At 66.9% G+C, this 20,017-nt stretch carries 14 protein-coding genes; 11 read left to right on the top strand and 3 right to left on the bottom strand.

What is annotated here, in order from left to right; genetic code table 11:
- Window positions 1–2: 2 nt before the first annotated feature.
- From IPP28_04835 to IPP28_04795, 9 genes are all read left to right on the top strand, one after another.
- Window positions 3–944, top strand: coding sequence for a serine/threonine protein kinase (locus tag IPP28_04835; protein ID MBL0040372.1), 942 nt, complete (start codon window positions 3–5; stop codon window positions 942–944).
- A 61-nt stretch (window positions 945–1,005) separates the two neighbouring features.
- Window positions 1,006–1,272 (top strand): type II toxin-antitoxin system ParD family antitoxin, encoded by a 267-nt coding sequence (locus IPP28_04830; GenBank protein ID MBL0040371.1) that lies wholly within the window; start codon window positions 1,006–1,008, stop codon window positions 1,270–1,272.
- Window positions 1,259–1,570 (top strand): type II toxin-antitoxin system RelE/ParE family toxin, encoded by a 312-nt coding sequence (locus IPP28_04825; protein ID MBL0040370.1) that lies wholly within the window; start codon window positions 1,259–1,261, stop codon window positions 1,568–1,570. The genes IPP28_04830 and IPP28_04825 overlap by 14 nt, the downstream gene beginning before the upstream one ends.
- Window positions 1,571–1,662: 92 nt before the next feature.
- Window positions 1,663–2,544, top strand: coding sequence for a 1-acyl-sn-glycerol-3-phosphate acyltransferase (locus tag IPP28_04820; GenBank protein ID MBL0040369.1), 882 nt, complete (start codon window positions 1,663–1,665; stop codon window positions 2,542–2,544).
- The gene (locus tag IPP28_04815) at window positions 2,531–3,517 is read left to right on the top strand and encodes an alpha/beta fold hydrolase (protein ID MBL0040368.1); all 987 of its coding nucleotides are present in this window, start codon (window positions 2,531–2,533) and stop codon (window positions 3,515–3,517) included. Before IPP28_04820 ends, IPP28_04815 begins: the two co-directional genes overlap by 14 nt.
- 72 nt (window positions 3,518–3,589) lie before the next feature.
- Window positions 3,590–4,126, top strand: coding sequence for a sigma-70 family RNA polymerase sigma factor (locus IPP28_04810; protein ID MBL0040367.1), 537 nt, complete (start codon window positions 3,590–3,592; stop codon window positions 4,124–4,126).
- 17 nt (window positions 4,127–4,143) lie between these two features.
- Window positions 4,144–6,981, top strand: coding sequence for a serine/threonine protein kinase (locus tag IPP28_04805; GenBank protein ID MBL0040366.1), 2,838 nt, complete (start codon window positions 4,144–4,146; stop codon window positions 6,979–6,981).
- Between the two features lie 77 nt (window positions 6,982–7,058).
- The gene (locus IPP28_04800; GenBank protein MBL0040365.1) at window positions 7,059–7,763 is read left to right on the top strand and encodes an FkbM family methyltransferase; all 705 of its coding nucleotides are present in this window, start codon (window positions 7,059–7,061) and stop codon (window positions 7,761–7,763) included.
- Between the two features lie 98 nt (window positions 7,764–7,861).
- Complete coding sequence (locus tag IPP28_04795) at window positions 7,862–12,913, top strand: cadherin-like domain-containing protein (protein MBL0040364.1); 5,052 nt, start codon at window positions 7,862–7,864, stop codon at window positions 12,911–12,913.
- 17 nt (window positions 12,914–12,930) lie between these two features.
- On the opposite strand, the gene IPP28_04790 is transcribed toward IPP28_04795, so the two are convergent.
- Complete coding sequence (locus tag IPP28_04790; GenBank protein ID MBL0040363.1) at window positions 12,931–13,629, bottom strand: hypothetical protein; 699 nt, start codon at window positions 13,627–13,629, stop codon at window positions 12,931–12,933.
- A 203-nt stretch (window positions 13,630–13,832) separates the two neighbouring features.
- Here IPP28_04790 and IPP28_04785 point away from each other — a divergent pair, with 203 nt between their 5' ends.
- Both IPP28_04785 and IPP28_04780 read left to right on the top strand, forming a co-directional pair.
- A complete protein-coding gene (locus tag IPP28_04785) occupies window positions 13,833–15,668 on the top strand; it encodes a diguanylate cyclase (GenBank protein MBL0040362.1) in 1,836 nt (611 codons plus the stop codon).
- A 64-nt stretch (window positions 15,669–15,732) separates the two neighbouring features.
- Window positions 15,733–17,934 (top strand): GGDEF domain-containing protein, encoded by a 2,202-nt coding sequence (locus tag IPP28_04780; protein ID MBL0040361.1) that lies wholly within the window; start codon window positions 15,733–15,735, stop codon window positions 17,932–17,934.
- A 49-nt stretch (window positions 17,935–17,983) separates the two neighbouring features.
- Here IPP28_04780 and hflC read toward each other — a convergent pair whose 3' ends face one another.
- Together hflC and hflK are read right to left on the bottom strand one after the other, a co-directional pair.
- The gene (gene hflC / locus IPP28_04775) at window positions 17,984–18,922 is read right to left on the bottom strand and encodes a protease modulator HflC (protein ID MBL0040360.1); all 939 of its coding nucleotides are present in this window, start codon (window positions 18,920–18,922) and stop codon (window positions 17,984–17,986) included.
- On the bottom strand, window positions 18,919–20,010 hold the full coding sequence (gene hflK / locus IPP28_04770) for an FtsH protease activity modulator HflK (protein MBL0040359.1): 1,092 nt from the start codon (window positions 20,008–20,010) through the stop codon (window positions 18,919–18,921). The genes hflC and hflK overlap by 4 nt, the downstream gene beginning before the upstream one ends.
- Window positions 20,011–20,017 lie beyond the last annotated feature (7 nt).

Here is a 20,017-nt window from a genome sequence, read left to right as displayed (position 1 = left end):
CGATGAACGCGACGCCGTTCGCCGCGCTGTCGCCGGACTTCGTGCTCGATGCGATCGAGGCGCTGGGTTTTGATCCGGACGGGCGCCTGCAGGCGCTGAACAGTTTCGAGAATCGCGTCTACCAGGTCGGCATCGAAGGCGGCGAGCCGTTGATCGCGAAGTTCTACCGGCCCGGTCGCTGGAGCGATGCGGCGATCCGCGAGGAACACGCCTACGCGAACGAACTGGTCGAGGCGGAACTGCCGGTCGTCGCGCCGCTGGTGATCGACGGTGACACCCTGTTCGACTGCGACGGCCAGCGTGTCGCGCTGTTTCCGCGCAAGGGTGGCCGCGCGCCGGAACTGGAAGGCCTCGATGTCGCGCAATGGTTGGGGCGGCTGATCGCGCGCATCCACAGTGTCGGCGCGCGGCGGCCGTTCGCGGCCCGGGGTCGCATCGACGTGGCGTCGCGGGTGGATGCCGCCGCCGCCCATGTGCTTGACGCGCACCTGCTGCCGCCGCAACTGGTCGATCGCTACGAGCGCCTGGTCGATGCCGTGGCCACGCGCCTCGACGATCAGTTCGCCGTCGTCCAGCCCGCGCTACTGCGCCTGCACGGCGACTGCCATCCCGGCAACCTGCTGTGGACCGACGCCGGCCCGCATTTCGTCGACCTCGACGATGCCGCCATGGGTCCGGCGATCCAGGACCTGTGGATGCTGATGGACGGCGGCGCGGCGCAAGGTGCCGCCCTGCTCGAAGGTTATGCCGAATTCCGCGACCTCGATCCCGGCGAACTGTCCCTGGTCGAGCCGCTGCGGATCATGCGCCAGATCCACCACGCCGGCTGGATTTCGGCGCGCTACGACGACCCCGCCTTCCCGCGCGCCTTTCCCTTCGCCGCCGAACCGCGCTGGTGGGAAGAACACTGCGACGACCTGATGCGCTGGCTGGAGTCGGATTGAACGGCATTCGATCAAAGCGATATCTATTGATATCCTTTGATTTCGCTTACGAGGATGCGTCATGGGCATGAACGTCGCCATTCCAAGCCAACTCGAAGAGTTCATCCGTCATCAAGTGCAAAGCGGCCGCTATGGCAACGCCAGCGAAGTCGTGCGCGACGGATTACGTCTGTTGCAGGAACGGGAACTGTCGCGCGTCGGCAAGTTGAACGAACTCAAGGCGCTGATCCAGGCCGGCATCGACAGCGGGCTGGCAGGCGATCTCGACATCGCTGCCCTGAAACAGAAGGCCCGTCAGAAACAGGCCGCGACTCGTGGCCGGCGTTGAGATCAGCCAGGCTGCCGAAGCCGACCTGATCGACATCTGGATGCATATTGCTGCGGGCGATGCGGCCGCAGCCGATCATCAACTCGATCATTTCAGCCACGTGTTTGCACTGCTCGCGAGTCAGCCGCAGATGGGCGTCGATCGGAGCGCTCTCCTTCGACCCGGCGTTCGCTCGTTCGTGGTGGATCGCTATCTGGTGTTCTATTGCTTGTTGGCCAAGCCACGCATTCTGCGCGTGCTGCATGGCGCTCGCGACTGGATGACCATCCTCGACGGAATAGAGCCGACCGTCGAATAGCCCGCATCCACCCCCGTATGGAGCTTTCGCTCCATCAAAGCGCCATCAATCTTGCTTTACATGCAGTGACATTGCGCGAGAATGCCGGGCCGATGAATGCCTCGACGACCAGCCTGGAACCCGCGACGCGCGACTGGAAGCGTCCGCTGCGCTATGTCGTGCGCGTGCCGCTGTTGCTGCTGCACCTGTGCATCGGCCTGCCGATCGTGCTGATGGCCCTGCTGCCGCCGATCGCGCCGATGCGCATCGCATCCGGCGAGCGCATCGACCATCGCATGATCCGCTGGTGGCAGGGCGGGCTGATGCGCGTGTTCGGCTTCCGGCTCAAGCGCGTGGGTGAGCCGCGCCGGGAAGCAACGTTGTTCGTCGCCAACCATTGTTCGTGGCTCGACATCAGCCTGCTGCATTCGCAGCGCGCGGTGTGTTTCGTCGCCAAGTCGGAGATCGCGCACTGGCCGGTGATCGGCTGGCTGGCGAGCCGCGGCGGCACCATCTATCACGAGCGCGGCAGCAATGATTCGCTGACGCGCGTGTCGCAGACCATGGTCGAGCGACTGCAGTCCGGACTGGGCGTCGGCGTATTCCCGGAAGGCGGCACCGGCGAGGTCGACAAGGTGCGGACTTTCCATGCGCGCATTTTCCAGACCTGTTACGACGCCAACGTGCCGGCGCAGCCAGTGGCGCTGCGATATGTGCGCGGCGGCCATGCGGCGAAGGCCGTCGCCTTCCGCGGCAAGGAGGCCTTCTTCCCGAACGTCCTGCGCCTGCTCGGCGAACCGGCGACGATCGCCGAAGTGCATTTCCTCGATCCGGTGCCGCTGGCCACCGAGGGCGGCCGCAAGCGCATGGCCGAGGCGGCGCGGCGCGCCATCATCGTCGCGCTCGGCTTCGAGTCGCCGCCGCCGCTGCGTGCGAAAAGCGTCGATGCAACGGACGATCTCGACCCGATCGCGGAAGCCGATGTCCCCGTCTGAATTCAAGCCGCGCGGGTTGTTCCGCAATCCGCATGTGCAATCGATCCTCGCCTCCAGCCCGGTGCGGCGCTGGAAATTCCGCGAACGCCATCGCCTGCTGGAGGCGCGCTCGCGGGAATGGATCCTCGACTGCGGCGACGGCGTGCGCCTGCAGGGGTTCCATGCCGCCCAGAACCTCCGGCCGCAAGCGCGCGGCCTGGTCGTGCTGCTGCATGGCTGGGAAGGGTCGGCGCGTTCGAGCTACCTGCTCAATGTCGGGGCCCGCCTGCTCGGCGAAGGCTATGACGTGTTCCGCCTGAACCTGCGCGACCACGGCGATACCCATCATCTGAACGAAGCGGTGTTCCATTCCTGCCGCATCGACGAAGTGGTCGGCGCCGTGGCCGAGATCGCGCGCCTGTTTCCGGCGCGCCCGCTGGCGATCGCCGGCTTCTCGCTGGGCGGCAATTTCGCGTTGCGCGTGGCCTTGCGGGCACCGGAGCGTGGCATCGAGCTGGCCCGGGTCGTGGCGGTGTGTCCGGCGATCCGGCCGATCCACATCCTCGACGCGCTCGAGCGCCGTCGTCTCTACCACGACTACTTCATGCGCAAGTGGCGCGATTCCCTGCGCCGCAAGCAGCGCCTGTTCCCCGAGCGCTATCCGCTCGGTCCGGACATCTACAAGCTCGACATGCGCGGCTTGACCCAGGAGCTGATCCTGCGCGAGACGAACTTCGGCACGATCGAGGCGTATTTCGACGGCTATGCGATCCACGAGGGCCGACTGGCTGCGCTGAGGGTGCCAGGCGCGATCCTGATGGCCGCGGATGACCCGATCATTCCCGTCGAGGATTTCACCACCCTGCAGTTGCCGGCCCAGGTCCACCTCGACCTGACCGAATACGGCGGCCACTGCGGCTTCATCAGCGACTGGTCGTTGCACAGCTGGGCCGAGGACTATCTGGTCGCGCAACTCGGCGACCGCGACGCCTGATCGCCCTCGCAGCGGCCTGACCCGCTGGAGCACTGGGCTATGATCGGCGTGTCATGGCCACGGGAGCCCCGCGTGTCGAACGCCTCTGGACCGTCAAGCGCCGACGAACTGGTCGCGTCGTTCTACGAAGAGCTCAAGCAGATCGCCCGCAAGCAGCGCCGCGGCGAACCGGACACGACCAACACCACGGTACTGGTGCACGAGCTGTACCTGCAGATCGCCGGTCGCAACGCGCTTCATTTCGAGAAACCGGTGCAGTTCTACGCCTATGCCGCGCAGGCGATGCGGCACCTGCTGGTAGACCGCGCCCGTGCCCGAGGTCGCATCAAGGCCGGTGGCGAGCACGAGCGGGTCACGCTCGACGAGTCGATTCCGGACGCGGTGCACCTGCTCTCGGCGCAGGCGCTCGAACTGGATTCGGCGCTGACCCGCCTGGAACGGATCGATGCGCGCGCTGCGCAACTGGTCGAGCTGCATTTCTTCGGTGGCCAGTCCTTCGACCGCATCGCCGAACTGCTCGGCGCCTCGCGGCGGACGATCTTTCGCGACTGGGAGTTCGCCCGCGCGTTCCTGTTGCGGGAATTGCGCGGTGACACTCCCGGGCCCTGAATCGCGCTCTACCGGTCATGACACCTCCCGCGCCCGAGTATTCGACCTCACCGAGCCTGCGCACCTGGTTCGACGCCGCACTGCAGCAACCGGCGCCGGAGCGAACCCGCTGGCTGGCAGCGAACTGCCCGGACGCGACCCTGCGCGAGGCGGTCGGCGAACTGCTGAATGCCCATGGCAGCGACGACGCGCCCTGGGCCCATCCGATCGGCGACTGGTTCCTGGCGATGGACGACGAAACCCTGCCGGCGGACGCGATACCGGAAGCGATGATCGGACGCACGATCGCGGACTACCGCCTGCTGCGCCAGATCGGCAGCGGCGGCATGGCGACGGTGTTCCTGGCCGAACGCCAGCACGCCGATTTCGAGCAGCGTGTCGCGATCAAGATCCTGCGTCACAACGTGCTCTCGGCATCGGAACTGCGCATGTTCCGGCGCGAGCGCCAATTGCTGGCGGCGCTCGATCACCCCAACATTGCCCGCCTCATCGACGGTGGCGTGACCACGCAGGGACTGCCCTACCTCGTGCTCGAATATGTCGACGGCGTGCCGATCACCCAGTATTGCCGGGACCAGCGCACGTCCCTGCGGGAACGGGTGCGACTGGCCGGCGACGTCTGTCGCGCGGTCGAGCATGCCCACCGCGCCATGATCGTGCACCGCGACATCAAGCCGGCAAACGTCCTGGTCACCGCCGAGGGCGTGGTCAAGCTGCTCGATTTCGGCGTCGCCAAGCTGCTCCAGGCCGACAACTACCGGACCCAGACCGTCGATGCGTTCATGACGCCGGAATACGCCGCACCCGAGCAGGTGCGTCGCGGCGGCGATTCGCCAGCGCTGGACGTGTATGCCCTGGGCGTGGTGTTGCACGAACTGATCCTCGGGGTGCGGCCGGAACGCCATTCGCCGATGCGGCCGTCCCGGCTGATCACGCCATCGACCGCGACGGTGGCCGATCCGTCGACGCTGCGACGGTTTCTCGCTGGCGATCTCGACAACATCCTCGAACGCGCGCTGCAGCCCGATCCGCTGCTGCGGTATCGCAACGCCGGCGAACTCGCCGATGACCTGCAGCGCTTCCTCGACGGTGATCCGGTGCTCGCGCATCCGCCGTCCACCTGGTATCGCACCAAGAAGTTCGTGCTCCGGCATCGCGGTGCGGTCGGTGTCAGTGCCGTGCTGGTCGTGGCGGTGCTGGCGAGTCTCGGCCTCGCCGCGTGGCAGGGCGTCGAGGCACGCCGTCAAGCCGAGCAGGCCGAACAGGCGCGTGCGCGCGCCGAGACCGAGGCCGATCGCGCCAATGCCGTCGTCCGCTATGTGCTCGGACTGTTCGATGCGGCGCAGGAAGTGGCACCGGAACGGGATCGGCTGTCGCCGACGCAGTTGCTCGATGTCGCGGAGCAGACGCTGGTGCGCGATGCCACCTTGCCACCGCTGACCCAGGCCCGGCTATGGGAATCGCTGGCACGCATCAGCGATTCGCTGAGTCGCTTCGATCGTGCGCAAGGCCAGTTCCGCAAGGCGCTGGACCTGCTCGCGCCGCTGCGCGGGCGCGAAGCCGATGACGCGCGCACCGGCGTGACCGTCGGACTGGCGCAATCCCTGTTGCGGACCGGCCTCGCGCGCGACGCGCGGACGCTGCTGGACGCACGGGTCGACGCGAATGCCATCGCCGATCCGGGCTTGCGCTATCAGGCTCGGCAAATCCTGACCGAAGTCGCGTTCGAGCTCGGCGAACCGGACCTGGCGCTCGCGCAGGCGCGAGCAGCCGCCAGTGATGGTGCGTTGGCCTTCGCCACGGACAGTCGCGACCGCCTGTTCGCGGATCTGCTGCCGGCGCGCACCTTGGCCCTGCTCGGTCGCCACACGGACGCACTGCCGTTACTGCAGCAGGGGCGAGCGCGCTGGCTCCAACTCGGGTTGCCGCCCGACATCGAGTTCGTGAATCTCGAATCTGCGATTGCGGTCGGCCTGTTCCAGACCGGTGAGCCGGATGCCGGCCTGGCAATGATCGACCAGGCGATTGTCGATGTGCGCGCGATCCACGGCGGCCCCAGTGTCAGCGAAGTCGGGCTGCTCGAAAATGCGGCAAGCATGCGCTTTTCGCGTGGCTGGGTTGCGCCGGCCCTGGATCAGGTGGGTCGCGCCATCGCCGCGGCCAGGGAGATCTATCCGGCCGGCAGTGCCGCACTGATCTCGCTGGAACTGACCGCCGCGACCTTTGCGGCACGCGGCGCGCCACCCGACGCCGCCATCGGCCGCTACGAAGCGGTCAAGACGATGTGCGCGGCACACCCGAACGCGAGCAAGCTCGGCGACTGCGGCCGCGTGCACAGCAACCTCGCGAACCTGCTGACACGACTCGACCGACTGGACGACGCGGCACGCGAACTCGATCTCGCCGACACCCATCAGCGGGCGCTCTACGGCGAACACAGCGTCGAAGTCGGTTCGGTCGCCGTGTCGCGCGGCAACGTGTTCGCCCGCCGCGGTCAATGGCCGGCCGCGCTCGTGGCCTACGATTTGGCGCTGCGCAATTACGAGCGGGCCGGCCTCAACGACCAGCGCCGCGGCCGCCTGCTGCTCGGCCGCGCGCAGGCGCAGTATGCGCTTCAGCAGATCGACGCCGCGCAGGGCAGCATCCTTGCCGCGAGCGACAATCTCGACCGCTATCTGGCCAACGACCATCGCACCCGTGCCGAAGCCAAGGCCTGGCTGGCGATCATCATGGCTGCGAACGCACAGGCCGACACTGCGGCGCAAGCCGCGCGCGAGGCCAGAGCCCTGGATCCCGACATCGCACGCCGACTGACTACGCCCGGCCAGGCGGCATTCCGCAAGCTGGCACCCTGATGCCCCGGACACCCGCCGCAGTGCTTGCGAACGCGGTCCAAAACCCCGACGATCGCGCCAGGCAAGGGGTTCGGACGATGTCATCGAGACTGACCTTCCTTGAAGTCCTGCTGCAGGGATATCTCGCGGCGAAGGGCCGGATGAACCTGGTCCAGGTCGGCGCCAATGACGGCAGGATCAACGATCCGATCCATGCCTTCGTGATGCGCAATCGCGCGCTCACCCGCATCCTGCTGATCGAACCCCAGCCCGAGATCATTCCGTTCCTGAGGCAGAATTACGCGGCGCATCCGGATGCCCTGGTCCATCAAGGTGCCATCGGCTTCGAAGACAGCCTGCGCCTGTTCAGGGTCAAACCGACGTTGTGGGCTGCGTACGACCCGCCCTACATGAAAGACGCGCCGGCGTACCGCGTCCCGAGCGGATTCACCTCGTCGTCGATCGAGCATGTCCGCCGCCACGCCGAAGGCAATTTCCGCATCGATGCACCACTGGACGATTGCATCGAAGCGCTCCGAGTGCCGTGTTCGGGCTTGCATGCACTGATCTCGCGACTCTCCTGGACGCAGGACATCGACGTGCTGCAGATCGATGCGGAAGGCGCCGACGACGAGGTCATCTACGCGTCGGATACGGAACGCCTCCGGCCACGCGTGATCAATTTCGAACGACGCCATCTGAGCGACGAGCGGCAGCGCAAGCTCGAAGCGTTCCTGTCCGGACAGGGCTACGCGATCCTGAACTGGAGCGATTCGGATTCCACGGCGATCCTGCACGGCTGACGATTCCAACCCGGTTGGCACTGTTTCATCTCAAACCTCGCTTGGACGGACAAGGAGGGCCGATGCGTCGGCGCTCGTGAACCGGACCGGGGTGGAAGATGCGAAGCAATCGTTCGAGTGGGAGTGCGCGCTGGATGCTGGCGCTGTTGTCGGCGACGCTGTCACTGATGGTGTCGGCACAGTCGTGGGTGAACACCGCGGTGAGCCGGGTCCAGGCCGGCGACGCGGCGAACGCGAGCAGCGGCGTGCCGAAGATCAGTCCGTCGGACGGACGCTACATCGCGTTCAACAGCGGGGCCGACAATCTCGTGGTCGGGCAAGTCGATGCATCCGAGACCGATGTCTTCCTGCTCGATCGCCAGACCCAGGCGATGACCCTGGTCTCGCACGCGGCCGACAATCCGCTGCGGTCGAGTTCGCCCGGCTTCTCGCAGGTCAAGGCCATCGCCAATCAGGGCGTGGTGCTGTTCGACTCGACCGCGCCGCACCTGATTGCCGGCGAGAGCGCCGGCTATGTCGCCAACAGTTTCCTGCACTTCCCGAGCGACGGCAGCAATCGCCTGATCTCGCATGCCGTCGGAGACAGCATGCGCTCGAACGGCGAATGCCGTGGCCGAGCGTTCGACCAGAGCGCGCAGTTCGCGGTGATCGCGTGTACCTCGACCAACCTGCAGGCCGGCATCACCGACAACAACGGACAGCACGATCTTTATCTGTATCGTGCCGGCTGGAACGACAACACCCTGATCACCCACACCGGCGCCAGCCTGAACACCGCAGCCGACGTCGGCGTCGATGCGTTCAATGGGCAGGTCATGGTCACCGGCTTCGGCCATTTCGTCGCCTTCAGCAGCCGCGCCAGCAACCTCGTCGCCGGTCAAAGCGACAGCAACAACGCCGAGGACGTCTTTCTTTACGAGACGCAGACCGGCGCGCTGCGACTGGTCTCGCACATCGCCGGCAACCTCGCCGCCAGCGGCGCCGCGGGCGCGACCCTGGTTGCGGTCGACGACAACCACGTGATCTTCAACAGCAGCAATGCCAATCACATCGTGGGCGGCACCGACACGAACGGCAGCAGCGACGTGTTCAGCTACGAGATCGCGAGCGGCGCCATCACGCTGATCTCGCATGCCGGCGGCGCACCGCTGACGGCCGCGAACGGCAGCTCGTCCGCCGCATCCGGATCGTCGACGCGTGTCGTGCTGTTCGATACCACGGCCAGCAACATCAGCAACGCCTTCACCGGTGCGGCCAGCCGCGACGTGCTGCTCTGGTATCGCGATTCCGGCCTGTTCCAGCTGGTATCGCATGCGCCCGGCGCACCGCTGGCGCGCGCGAACGCCGCAGCCAGGGCGGTGGCCGGCACCCCCACCTCGAACCGCGTGGTGTTCGAGTCGGCCGCGACCAATCTCGTCGCCGGCTACTTTCCGGCGCTGACCAATGCCAGCAACCTGTACGTGTTCGACATGAACAGCTCGAGCAATACGCTGCTCACGCACGCGCAGGCGCAGCCGACGCTGGGCAGCGCGCGCGCCGCGGAAGCGCAGTCGGTGCAGTTCGACTGGAGTGGCGACCACCTCGTGTTCGCCACCTGGGCGGGCGACCTCTCGCCGAGCAGCGACGGCAATGCGGTGCCGGATGTCTACGTCTACAACACGCCCGGCAACAGTTCGAGTCTGGTCAGCCGGGCCGCGTTCGCGCGCGCAGCGAGTGCCGATCGGGCGACGACGCCGGTGGGTCTGTCTGCGAATGGCCGCTACCTGTTGCAGCAGAGTCACGCCGCCAACCTCGGCGTCGACCAGATCGAATCCGACCTCGACAACGACGCCGACGTGTTCGTGTTCGATGCCGACAGCGGCAGCCAGACCCTGATCAGCTACGCGATCCAGGGCTTCGACGTGCTCTCAAACGTACCCGCCAACGCGGCATCGACCGCGAAGGCGCTCAGCCGCGACGGTCGTTGGGTGCTGTTCGCGTCGGCTGCGACCAATCTGCTGGCGTTCCAGAACGACAGCAATGCCGCCGTCGATGTCTTCCTGCGCGACGCCGTCGGCGGCGGCATCAGCCTGGTCTCGCACGCCAGCAGCGGCACCAACGTGGCCGGCAATGCCGCCGCGACACCGACAGCGGTCTCCGCCGACGGTCGCTACGTGTTGTACGAGAGCAATGCCACCAATCTGGTGGCCGGCATCACCGACGGCAACGCCGGCAGCGACGTGTTCCTGTTCGACCGCGACAACAACGTCTCGATCCTGGTGTCGAAGGCGAATGCGGCAACGACCACCGGCAACGACACCTCACGTGCAACCGCGCTGAGCCCGGACGGTCGCTACGTGCTGTACCAGAGCCGCGCGACCAACCTGATCGCCGGCTTCGTCAACCTCAACGCCGGCGGCGACGACGTCTATCTGTACGACCGCACCACCGCGACCAGCCGACTGGTCTCGCGCGAATTCGGCAGCACGGTGCGCGGCGCGAACGCCGCCGCGACGGCGGTCGCGCTCAGCGACAGCGGCGATCGCATCGTCTACTACACCTCCGCCGGGAACTTGATCGGCACCGGCGTCAGCAATGGCCAGAGCCAGGCGTTCGTTCATCAGATTTCGACCTCCACGACGCGGCTGATCTCGCATTCGATCAGCTCGGAGACGGACCTCGCCGATGGCTTCTCGGTGCCGCTGGCGATCAGCGGCGATGGCAGCGCGGTGTTGTTCTCGAGCACGGGCAGCACGCTGGTGAACGGCTTCATCGATGGCAACGGCGCCGCCGCCGACGTCTACTGGCACGACACCGCAACGCGTTCGAACACATTGTTCTCGCGCAGTCACCTGGCGGCAACGCGGGGATCGAACCGCGAATGGTTCAATCTCGGCATCAATGCAGACGCCTCGCGGGTGGTGTTCGCGACATTGGCCGGGGATGTGATCAGCGGCATCAACGGCGGCAGCTTCTTCCAGCAGGTCTACCAGTACGACCGTGCCGGCGCGGGCATGAGCCTGGTCTCGCATCGTGCCGGCAGCACGCTGGAAGCCAACCACAACAGTTCGAATCCGGCGATGAGCGCCAGCGGCGATCGCGTCGCATTCGCCAGCATCGCGACCAACGTGGTGTCGTGGAACGACGCCAATGCAGCCTACGACACCTTCCTGGCGCAACGCAGCAGCGGCTTCCAGATCACGCCGGTGGTCACCGGCATTGGCACGCTGAATCCGGGCGGCGTGCAGACCGTGGCGGCCGGTGCCACGCTCGTGTTCACGCTGGCGCCCGGGGTCGGCCAGCAGATTGCATCGGCCAGCGGCTGCGGTGGCGCCCTCGTCGGCAACCAGTACACGACTGCGCCGGCGACCGCCGACTGCACCGTGACCGTCGCGTTCTCGCCGCTGCAGTTCACGCTGAACTACGTCGCGGATGTGCACGGTTCGATCGGTGGCAATGCACAGCAGACCGTCGACTATGCCGGCAGCGGCACCGAGGTGCAGGCGATCGCCGACGTCGGTTACCAGTTCGACCACTGGAGCGATCAGCGGCCGGGAGCCAGTCGGACCGATGCAAACATCAGCGCGAACCTCAGCGTGACCGCGTTCTTCACGATCCAGCGCTTCAACCTGCTGTATTCGGCCGGCCCCGGCGGCAGCATCGATGGTCAGCCGGTCCGGCTCTTTACGGTCGACTATGGCGCCGATGGCCCGACGGTGACGGCCATCCCCGATCCCGGAAAGATCTTCGTGGCCTGGTCCGACGGCGTGCTGACCGCCCAGCGCAGCGATCTCGATGTCGGCGCGCACATCAACGTGCAGGCGCAGTTCGCAGAGACCACGCTACTCACGGTGACGCCGACCATCGGCGCGAACGGCCGTGCCACCCCGAACACGCCGCAATCGGTCGCGCCCGGCGGCACGACCTTCTTCGACCTGGAGCCGAACCCGGGCTATCGCATCGGCGCGGTCAGCGGCTGCAATGGCACCCTGGTCGGGAGTCGCTACACGACCGGCGCGGTGAATCAGAGCTGCAGCGTGAGCATCGGCTTCAATCGCATCCCGGTGGCGCAGAACGGCAGCCTCGATGCGATCGAGGACGGCGGCAGCTACGGGGGTGTGCTGGTCGCCAACGACGACGATCCGTACACCATCATCACCGTGACCCCGCCGACCAAGGGATCGCTGATCGTGCAAGCGGGCGGCCAGTACTTCTACGCGCCGAATGCCGATGCCAACGGCAGCGATAGCTTCACCTTCAAGATCAACGACGGCGTGCAGGATTCGAACGTCGCGACGGTCAACATCGTGATCGCGGCGGTCAACGACAAGCCGAGCTTCGTGCTGAATCCGGCGATCGTGCCCGAGCACGCCGCCGGCAGCAGCGGCGCGCAGATGCGCAATGGCGTGCTCGGATCGGTCGACTTCGGTCCTCCCGACGAGGATGCGAGCCAGACCATCGCCAGTGTCCAGGCATTCGAGATCTTCGATCCCGCCAATATTCTGTCGGCCGTCGGCATCAACACCGCCGGCACACTCGGTTACACGCTCACCGGCAACGCCGGGCTGGCGCGCGTCAATGTCACGGTGGTCGACTCCGGTGGCAACGCCAATGGCGGCACGGCAAGCTCCGATCCGCAGATGCTGACGATCAGCGTGCGCAATGCGAGCGACTTGCAAGTCAGCGACAGCAATGGTGCGGCCAGCGTGGCGCCGGGGCAGGCCGTCGTCTACGAGGTGCTGGTGGCGAATGCCGGGCCCTATGCCGTCAGCGGCGCCTTGCTGGACGTGCCCGTGCCGGCCGGATTGTCCGGCGTGTTGTGGAGTTGCAACAGCCTCCAGCTGGCGAACTGCCCGCAGGCCGGTGGCAGCGGCGACATCAACGACCTGGCGCTGGACCTGGCGAGCGGTGGCGCGCTGCGCTTCCTCGTCACCGGCAACATCTCCGCGGCGATCGGCGCCACGGTGCAACATGGCGCCACGATCAGCGTGGTCGGCGCGATGTCCGAGATCGACCCCGGCAACAATGCCGCCACCGACAGCGACCCGGTCGTCGCACCCGGCAATCTGATCCACCGCGACGGTTTCGAACAAGGTGGTGCCCTGACCGTGCCGCTGCAACCCGGCAGCACGCTCTACCCGTCGAACGAGGGCGCAGAAGCTGCGCCCTGAATCGCAAACGTGTCAGGTCAGGCCCAGGTGAGCGTCGCCATGTAGCCGACGCCGACCACCAGCACGACCGCGCCGCTACTGAGGAAGCCCCAGCGCACCTTGGTCTTGAAGACCAGCGCGAGGCCGCCGAAGAACAGCGAGATGGTGAGGATCACTGCGGCGAGCGAGAACTTGTCGCCGATCTCGTTGGCCACGCGCGCCTTTTCGAAGCGCTCTTTTGCGGCCGCGAACTCTTCGCTGCTGGGGGCGAACAGCTTTTCGACGTAGTCCTCGCCCAGATCGATGTTCAGGGCTTTTTCGAGCGCATCGACGGGCAGGTTCCATCCCGCTTCGCCGGTTTCTGGGTCTGCCTCGGGGACCGGCAGTTCGAGGCCCTGGTAGGCGTGCTCGGTCAGTTGCGAGGTGTACAGCCAGCTGGCCATTTCCTGCAGGCGCGTGGCACGCGCCGCGTCATCGATCTCGCTGGCTTCCCAGATCATCTCCTTGGCGCGCACGTCGACCTGCGCGTCCTGGATGTAGGAGGTCAATTCATCGTTGAAGGTCGCTGCGGCTTCGGTCGTCATCGACGAGGACTCCCCGTAGCCCTCGACGCTGGCACCGCCCCACAGGCCCGACTGGTAACCCGCCACGGCCGATGCGACCGCACCGAGACCGAGCAGGATCGCGGCAGCGAGTTCAAACGGATCGAATGGTTTTCCAGCTTCGTTTTCGGCCATGACGACATATCCCCCAAGGATTGGATTGAACGCGTGCATCGGCGATGCACCTGGCCCGAGCGTAGTGTTGACGCCCGGGCGGCCGAAAGCCCGCTGCGGCGACCCGGCCCAAAGTTCACACTTGACCGAAGCAATCGGCCGGCACCCACGCCGACCGGCGCGGTGGCAGAATCGACCGGCTGACCACCGCCGCGGATCGATCAATGCCCTTGCGACCAACCGGACACCGCGCTGTACGCCCCAGGCCGGGCCGGCTCGTCGCATTGTTCCTGCTGTCGGGGTGCGTCTCATCGCTGGTGCATGCGGCGCTGGCGGATTCGAAACGGCATCCGCTGGAGCTGGAAGCGCTGTCCGAACCGGATCGGGTGCTCGCCCAGTTGCCGGCACTGATCGCCGACGCGGATGCGCGCGGTCAGGCCGAGGAACTGGCGCGGCTCGAACTGGCGCGCGCGAACGCCTGTCGCGTGATCGCCGACTGGTCGTGCCAGCGTGACGCCGCGGCCGCGGCCACCGTCGCGGCCCGCAAGGCCGGTGCCGACCATCTCGGCGTACGTGGCCTGATCGCCGAGGCGCGAGCACGCATCGCGATGCAGGATTTCAGCAATGGCGAGCGTCGGCTCGGCGCGGCCGAGGCGATCCTCGCGCAACATCCGGATGGCGGCTTGCTCGCCGATGTCATGCTGGCGTATTCATCGATGGCCCTGCAGCTCGGCCGGCACAGCCTGATGCGCGACTATGCCCAGCGAGGGCTCGATGCACTCGGCGACCAGGGTGCGGCGGTGGTGCGCGCACGGCTGCTGCGCAATCTCGGCCGCGCCGAGCTCGAACTCGGCCACCCCGAGGTGGCGCGCACGGCGATGTTGCAGGCCGCCGCGGTCGCCGCACCACTCGACGACCCCAAGCTGAGTTCGGAACTGGACCTCGAACTGGCCCGTATCGCACGCAATTCCAGCGACGTCAGCGAGCAGCGCGCGGCCGGCGAGCGCGTGCTCGCGCTCGCGAACCGTCTCGGCAATCCGCAGATCGCGGCGCTCGGCCACGAGGTCCTCGGCCTCGCCGCGCGCGACACCGGCGACCTCGCCGTCGCCGAAGCCGAACTGCGCGCCGCGACCAGCGGTTTCGACACGCTTTCGATGCAGACCGAACAGCGCCGGGCCCTGCGCGAATTGTTGCGGACGCTCCTGCAACGCCAGCCGGACCGCCGCGACGCCGCGCCATTGATGTTGCAGTTGATGGCGCTCGACGAGGCCATGGATCGCCGCGACCGGGCCATGGCCGGAGAAGATTTCGATGCGCGCCTGCGTTATGCGCAGCAGGAATTCGAGCTGCAGCGCCTGGCGCGGGAATCGGATCTGGCCAGCGAACGGGAGAAGCTGCTGTCGGCCAGCAATCGCCAGCGGGCGCTGCTGATGGCCGTCGCGATCGCCGGGGTCGTCGTCACCGGCCTGTTCCTGCTGCTGCAGCGCCGCGCCAACCAGCGTCTGGCCGCGACCAACGACCGCCTGCGCCGCGCCGAACAGCAACTGGAGCGCGAGGCGCGCTTCGATGCATTGACCGGGCTCGCCAACCGGCGCGAATTCGAGTCACGGCTGTCGCAGGCGCTGGCGCGTGCAGGGCAGCAGAAATCGGCCGTGGCCTTGTTGTTCCTCGACATCGATCGCCTGAAGCAGGTCAATGACAGCCGCGGCCATGCCGCCGGCGACGCGCTGATCCGCAATTTCGCGGATCGCCTCGCGGCGTGCGTCGGCCCGCAGGCCCTGGTCGCACGCATCGGCGGCGACGAGTTCGTGGTGTTGCTGGAACAGGCGGGCGCCGACGCGGCCACCGAAGCGGCCGATGCGATGGCGGCATCGGTTTGTGCGGCCATGGCGGAGCCGCTCACGGTGGATGGCCACACCCTGCCGCTGGGCACCAGCATCGGCATCGCCGTGTCGCGACCGGACAGCGACCGCGACCGCCTGATGACCGACGCCGACCAGGCCCTCTATGCGGCCAAAGCCGCCGGCCGCAGTACCTGGCGGCACGCCGCACCGCATTGAATCCGCCACGCACGCCGGGGCGGTGGCAGAATGCCGCTTACCGCACCGGATCCAGGATCGACCCATGAGTGCCGCGCCGCGTCGAACCCCTCGCGCGTTCAATTGGCCTTGCCTGGTCGCGGTGACCTTGCTGCTCGCTGCGCCTTGGGCGCAGGCCATGCTCGATGACACCGAGCGCCACCCGCTGGAATCGGAAGCCCTGGCGCATCCGGACCAGGTGCTGGCGCAGTTGCCGCCGCTGCTCGAGGCCGCGCGACAGCGCGGCGACCAGCGCGAACTGGCCCTGCTCGAACTCGCCCATGCAAATGCCTGCCGCGTGGTCGCGAATTGGGACTGCCAGCGCGATGCCGGCCGTGCGGCGCAGCTGGCGGCCGACGAGGCCGGCGAGCCGCTGCTCGCCATCCGCGCGTTGATCGCCGAGAGCCGTGGCCTGATGGCCAAGCAGGACTACAGTCCGGGCGGACAACTGCTGGCCGAAGCCGAGCGCCGCCTGCGTCGCACGCCGTCGCCGGCGCTGATGGCGGACGTGCAGCTCGGCTACTCGTCGATGAGCAATTTTCTCGAGCGCCACGAACTTGCGCGTACCTATGCCGATCGCGGACTGCAGGTGCTGGGCGAGATCGCGGAACCGCTGATTCGGGCGCGCCTGCTGCGCAATCGCGGCCGCGCCGAGGCGCGACTGGGTCAGGTCGAGGCCGCACGCGCTTCGCTGCGCGAGGCGATCGACGTGGCCGTGGCCGTCAAGGATCCGAAGCTCAGCGCCGAACTCGACCTGGAACTGGCACGCATCGCCCGCGACCAGGGCGACGTTGCCACCCAGCGTGCCAGCGCGCAGCGCGTGCTGGCACTGGCCGAGCAGTTCGGTCATGCCCAGTTGCGCGCACTCGGTCATGAAGTCCTGGGCGAAGTGGCGCTCGAGGCCAAACAACTCGCTGAAGCGGAGCAGTCGTTCCAGTTGTCGCGATCGCAGTTCCACCTTGCCGGTCTCGACGCCGAGGAGCGTCGCGTCCTGCGCGCGCTGATCCGGGTCAAGCTGATGCGCCTGCCGAACCGCAGCGACCTCGGACCGGACCTGCAGCGCCTGCTCGAACTCGATGACGTGGTCGATCGGCGGGACCGCGCCCTGGTCGGCGAGGACCTCGACGCACGCCTGCGTTATGCCGAACAGGAATTCCAGCTGCAGCGCCTGGCCAAGGAATCGGAATTGGCCGCCGAGCGCGAGAAGTCCTTGCAGACCAGCAATCGCCTGCGCTTGCTGATGGCCGGCGCCGCCGTGGCCGGCCTGCTGGTGATCGCGGTGTTCCTGCAGCTGAGCCGCCGTGCCACGGCACGGCTGGCTGCGGCCTACGACCGACTGCAGCGCAGCGATGCGGCGCTCGACGCCAGCGAGAAGCGTCTGCGCTCGGTGACCGACAACATCCCGGCGATCATTTCCCATGTCGATCGCAACGAGCGTTACACCTTTTCGAATGCCTACATGCACCGGCTGACCGGCGTGAACGAGGCCGACATCATCGGCCGCAGCGTGCGCGAGGTGCGCGGCGACACCCTCTACGCAACGCTGGCGCCGAACATGCAGCGGGCATTGGCAGGCGAGGCCGTCAGTTTCGAGGGCCAGGCCGAACTGGCTGGCCGGATCTTCCACTACCAGACCAGCTACATCCCGGAGCGCGACGCCGACGGCGAGGTCTGCGGCTTCTTCGCGCTGACGTTCGACATCACGCGCATGAAGCTGGCCGAGGCCCAGCTCGAACGCGAAGCCCGCTTCGACACGCTGACCGGTGTCGCCAATCGCCGTCACTTCGAGGAGCGTCTGGCGCTCGCGGTGGCGCGCGGTCGCCATCAGCCGACGGCGCTGGCCGTGCTCTACCTCGACATCGACTATCTGAAGCAGATCAATGATCGCCATGGCCATGCCGTCGGCGACGTGGTGATCCGCGAATTCGCCACGCGCCTGGTCGGCTGCGTGCGCGACAGCGACCTGGTGGCCCGCATCGGCGGCGACGAGTTCGTGGTGCTGACCGAGCATGTCGAAGCGACACTGGCGTCGGACGCGGCCGAGCGCACTGCCCTTGCCGTCATCGCGGCGATGGTGGCGCCGGTGACCCTGGAAGGCATGACGCTCCGGATCAGCACCAGCATCGGGATTGCGGTGACGCAATCGCTGAACAATGCCGATGCGTTGATCGCCGATGCCGACCGCGCGCTCTATGCGGCCAAGGCCGCCGGCCGCAATACCTGGCGTCGCGCCGAAAGTTCACACTGAACCGCCTCGCGGGTGCGATGCACGATCGCACCCGCAAGCAGTCCGTCCCTCAGCGCGCGCGCGTCGAATCGAGGTAGCGGAAGAACTCCGAGTCGGCATCGAGCACCAGCGTGGTGTTCTCGCCCATCGCCTTGTAACTGTCCAGCGTGCGCAGGAAGGCGAAGAATTCGGGATCGGCGCCATACGTCTCGCCGTAGATCCTGGTCGCTTCACCATCGGCCTTGCCGCGGATTTCAGCCGCCTTGCGTTCGGCTTCGGAGCGAATCTGGCGCAACTCGCGCTCCATCTGGCCGAGAATTTCGCTGCTCTTGCCCTGGCCTTCGGAACGGAAGCGTTCGGCAATGCTCTGGCGCTCGGAGATCATGCGCGTCTCGACCTGGCGGCCGACACTCTCGATGTAGTTGATGCGCTTCAGGCGCACGTCGACGAGCTCGATGCCGAGTTCCGGCATCAGCTTCGACGCCGCCGCCAGCATTTCCTTTTCCAGCACCGCGCGGCCCTTCTTTGGACGGGTCAGGTCGACCTGCTCCAGCGACAGGCCTTCTTCGCCCAGCGCCTTCACGTCGACGGTCCAGTCCTTGGAGCGGATGATCTCTTCCAGATTGGTCCCGGAAATGATGTCGCGTGCAACCGAGTCGATCAGATCATCGAGGCGCGTGCGTGCGCCGGCCTCGTCGCGCACCGAGCGCAGGAACTTGAGCGGATCGACGATACGCCAGCGCGCCGTGGTGTCGACCAGCACGAATTCGCGCCCGAGTGTCGGGATCTGGGTGACATCGCCGTCCCAGGACATGATGCGCTTGTCGAAACGACGCACATCCTGGACGAAGGGCAGCTTCCAGTGCAGGCCGGGCGTGTTCACCAACTCGCCCACCGGTTCGCCGAACTGCACGAGGATGGCCTGTTCGGCCTGGTCGATCACATAGGTCGACTGCAGCAGGCCGATCGCGGCCAGCACGGCGAAGATCAACGCGAGAGTCGACTTCATTGCGGCGTCTCCGTGGCGGGTGCGGCCTGCGGCTTGCGCAGCTCGAAATAGGGCAGCGGTGCGGTCTTGCCGTCCTTCACCACCATCACGTTGCCGATGTTCGGCAGCACCGAATGCAGGGTCTCGATGTACATGCGGGCACGCGTCACCGCGGGTGCGCTGCGGTATTCGGCAAGGATGGAGCGGAACGCCGCGGTTTCGCCCAGCGCCTGGTTCACGCGTTCGGTCGCATAACCTTCCGCCTCGGCGATCAGGCGATTCGCTTCGCCGCTGGCCTTGGGGATTTCCTGGTTGAGGCGCTTGGTGGCCTCGTTGATCATGCGCTCGCGCTCCTGGCGCGCTTCGTTGACCTCGTTGAAGGCCGGCTGCACCGCCCGTGGCGGCACCACGTCCTGCAACTGCAGGGTGACCACGTGGATGCCGACGTCGTACTTCGACATCGCTTCCTGGATTTCCTGCTGGGCCAGATTCGCGATGTCGACGCGCGCGGTGGTCAGCACCTCGCTGCCGATGCGGTTGCCGACGACACGGCGCATCACCGATTCGCTGATGTCGCGCAGGGTGCGGGTCGGATCACGCATGCCGTAGAGATATTTCATCGGATCGCTGATGCGGTACTGGACCACCCATTCGACGTCGATGATGTTGAGGTCGCCGGAGAGCATCAGCGACTCTTCCGGGAAATCCTCCGGTGCGTATTCGCTGCGCTCGCCCTCGGTGGCCAGGGTGCGGAATCCGAACTCCTGCTTGAGCACGCGCTCGGTCGCGACGAACTCGACCGTGTCGATGCCGAACGGCAGCTTGAAATGCAGGCCGGGATCGGTGATCGCGATGACCGCGCCGAGCCGCTTCACCACCGCGCGCCCTTCCGGCTGCACCGTGTAGTAGGAACTGAAGAACAGCCACAGCAGCATTACCGCGACGACCGCGGCTCCGATCAGGCCACTCGGCCATTTCGCGCCGCCGCCCGAGGGCGACTGCCCTGATCCACTACCACCGCGACCCTTGCGTGGTCCAAACGGCAACAACTCCGCCAGGCGATCTGCAGGCGTGCTCATCGGCTCTCTCCCATCATGGGCCGCGAGCATAGCGAAT

The sequence above is a fragment of the Lysobacterales bacterium genome (genome assembly GCA_016721845.1).
Lineage (GTDB): Bacteria > Pseudomonadota > Gammaproteobacteria > Xanthomonadales > Ahniellaceae > JADKHK01.
The sequence above is the reverse complement of the archived record's forward strand: the minus strand, read 5'-3'. Positions and strand labels throughout refer to the sequence as shown.

Coding starts and splice junctions, on each gene's coding strand:
- IPP28_04835 (MBL0040372.1), top strand. CDS start 3: ATGAACGCGACGCCGTTCGCCGCGCTGTCGCCGGACTTCGTGCTCGAT.
- IPP28_04780 (MBL0040361.1), top strand. CDS start 15,733: ATGAGTGCCGCGCCGCGTCGAACCCCTCGCGCGTTCAATTGGCCTTGC.
- hflC (MBL0040360.1), bottom strand. CDS start 18,922: ATGAAGTCGACTCTCGCGTTGATCTTCGCCGTGCTGGCCGCGATCGGC.
- IPP28_04785 (MBL0040362.1), top strand. CDS start 13,833: ATGCCCTTGCGACCAACCGGACACCGCGCTGTACGCCCCAGGCCGGGC.
- IPP28_04795 (MBL0040364.1), top strand. CDS start 7,862: ATGCGAAGCAATCGTTCGAGTGGGAGTGCGCGCTGGATGCTGGCGCTG.
- IPP28_04805 (MBL0040366.1), top strand. CDS start 4,144: ATGACACCTCCCGCGCCCGAGTATTCGACCTCACCGAGCCTGCGCACC.
- IPP28_04830 (MBL0040371.1), top strand. CDS start 1,006: ATGGGCATGAACGTCGCCATTCCAAGCCAACTCGAAGAGTTCATCCGT.
- IPP28_04790 (MBL0040363.1), bottom strand. CDS start 13,629: ATGGCCGAAAACGAAGCTGGAAAACCATTCGATCCGTTTGAACTCGCT.
- hflK (MBL0040359.1), bottom strand. CDS start 20,010: ATGCTCGCGGCCCATGATGGGAGAGAGCCGATGAGCACGCCTGCAGAT.
- IPP28_04800 (MBL0040365.1), top strand. CDS start 7,059: ATGTCATCGAGACTGACCTTCCTTGAAGTCCTGCTGCAGGGATATCTC.
- IPP28_04815 (MBL0040368.1), top strand. CDS start 2,531: ATGTCCCCGTCTGAATTCAAGCCGCGCGGGTTGTTCCGCAATCCGCAT.
- IPP28_04820 (MBL0040369.1), top strand. CDS start 1,663: ATGAATGCCTCGACGACCAGCCTGGAACCCGCGACGCGCGACTGGAAG.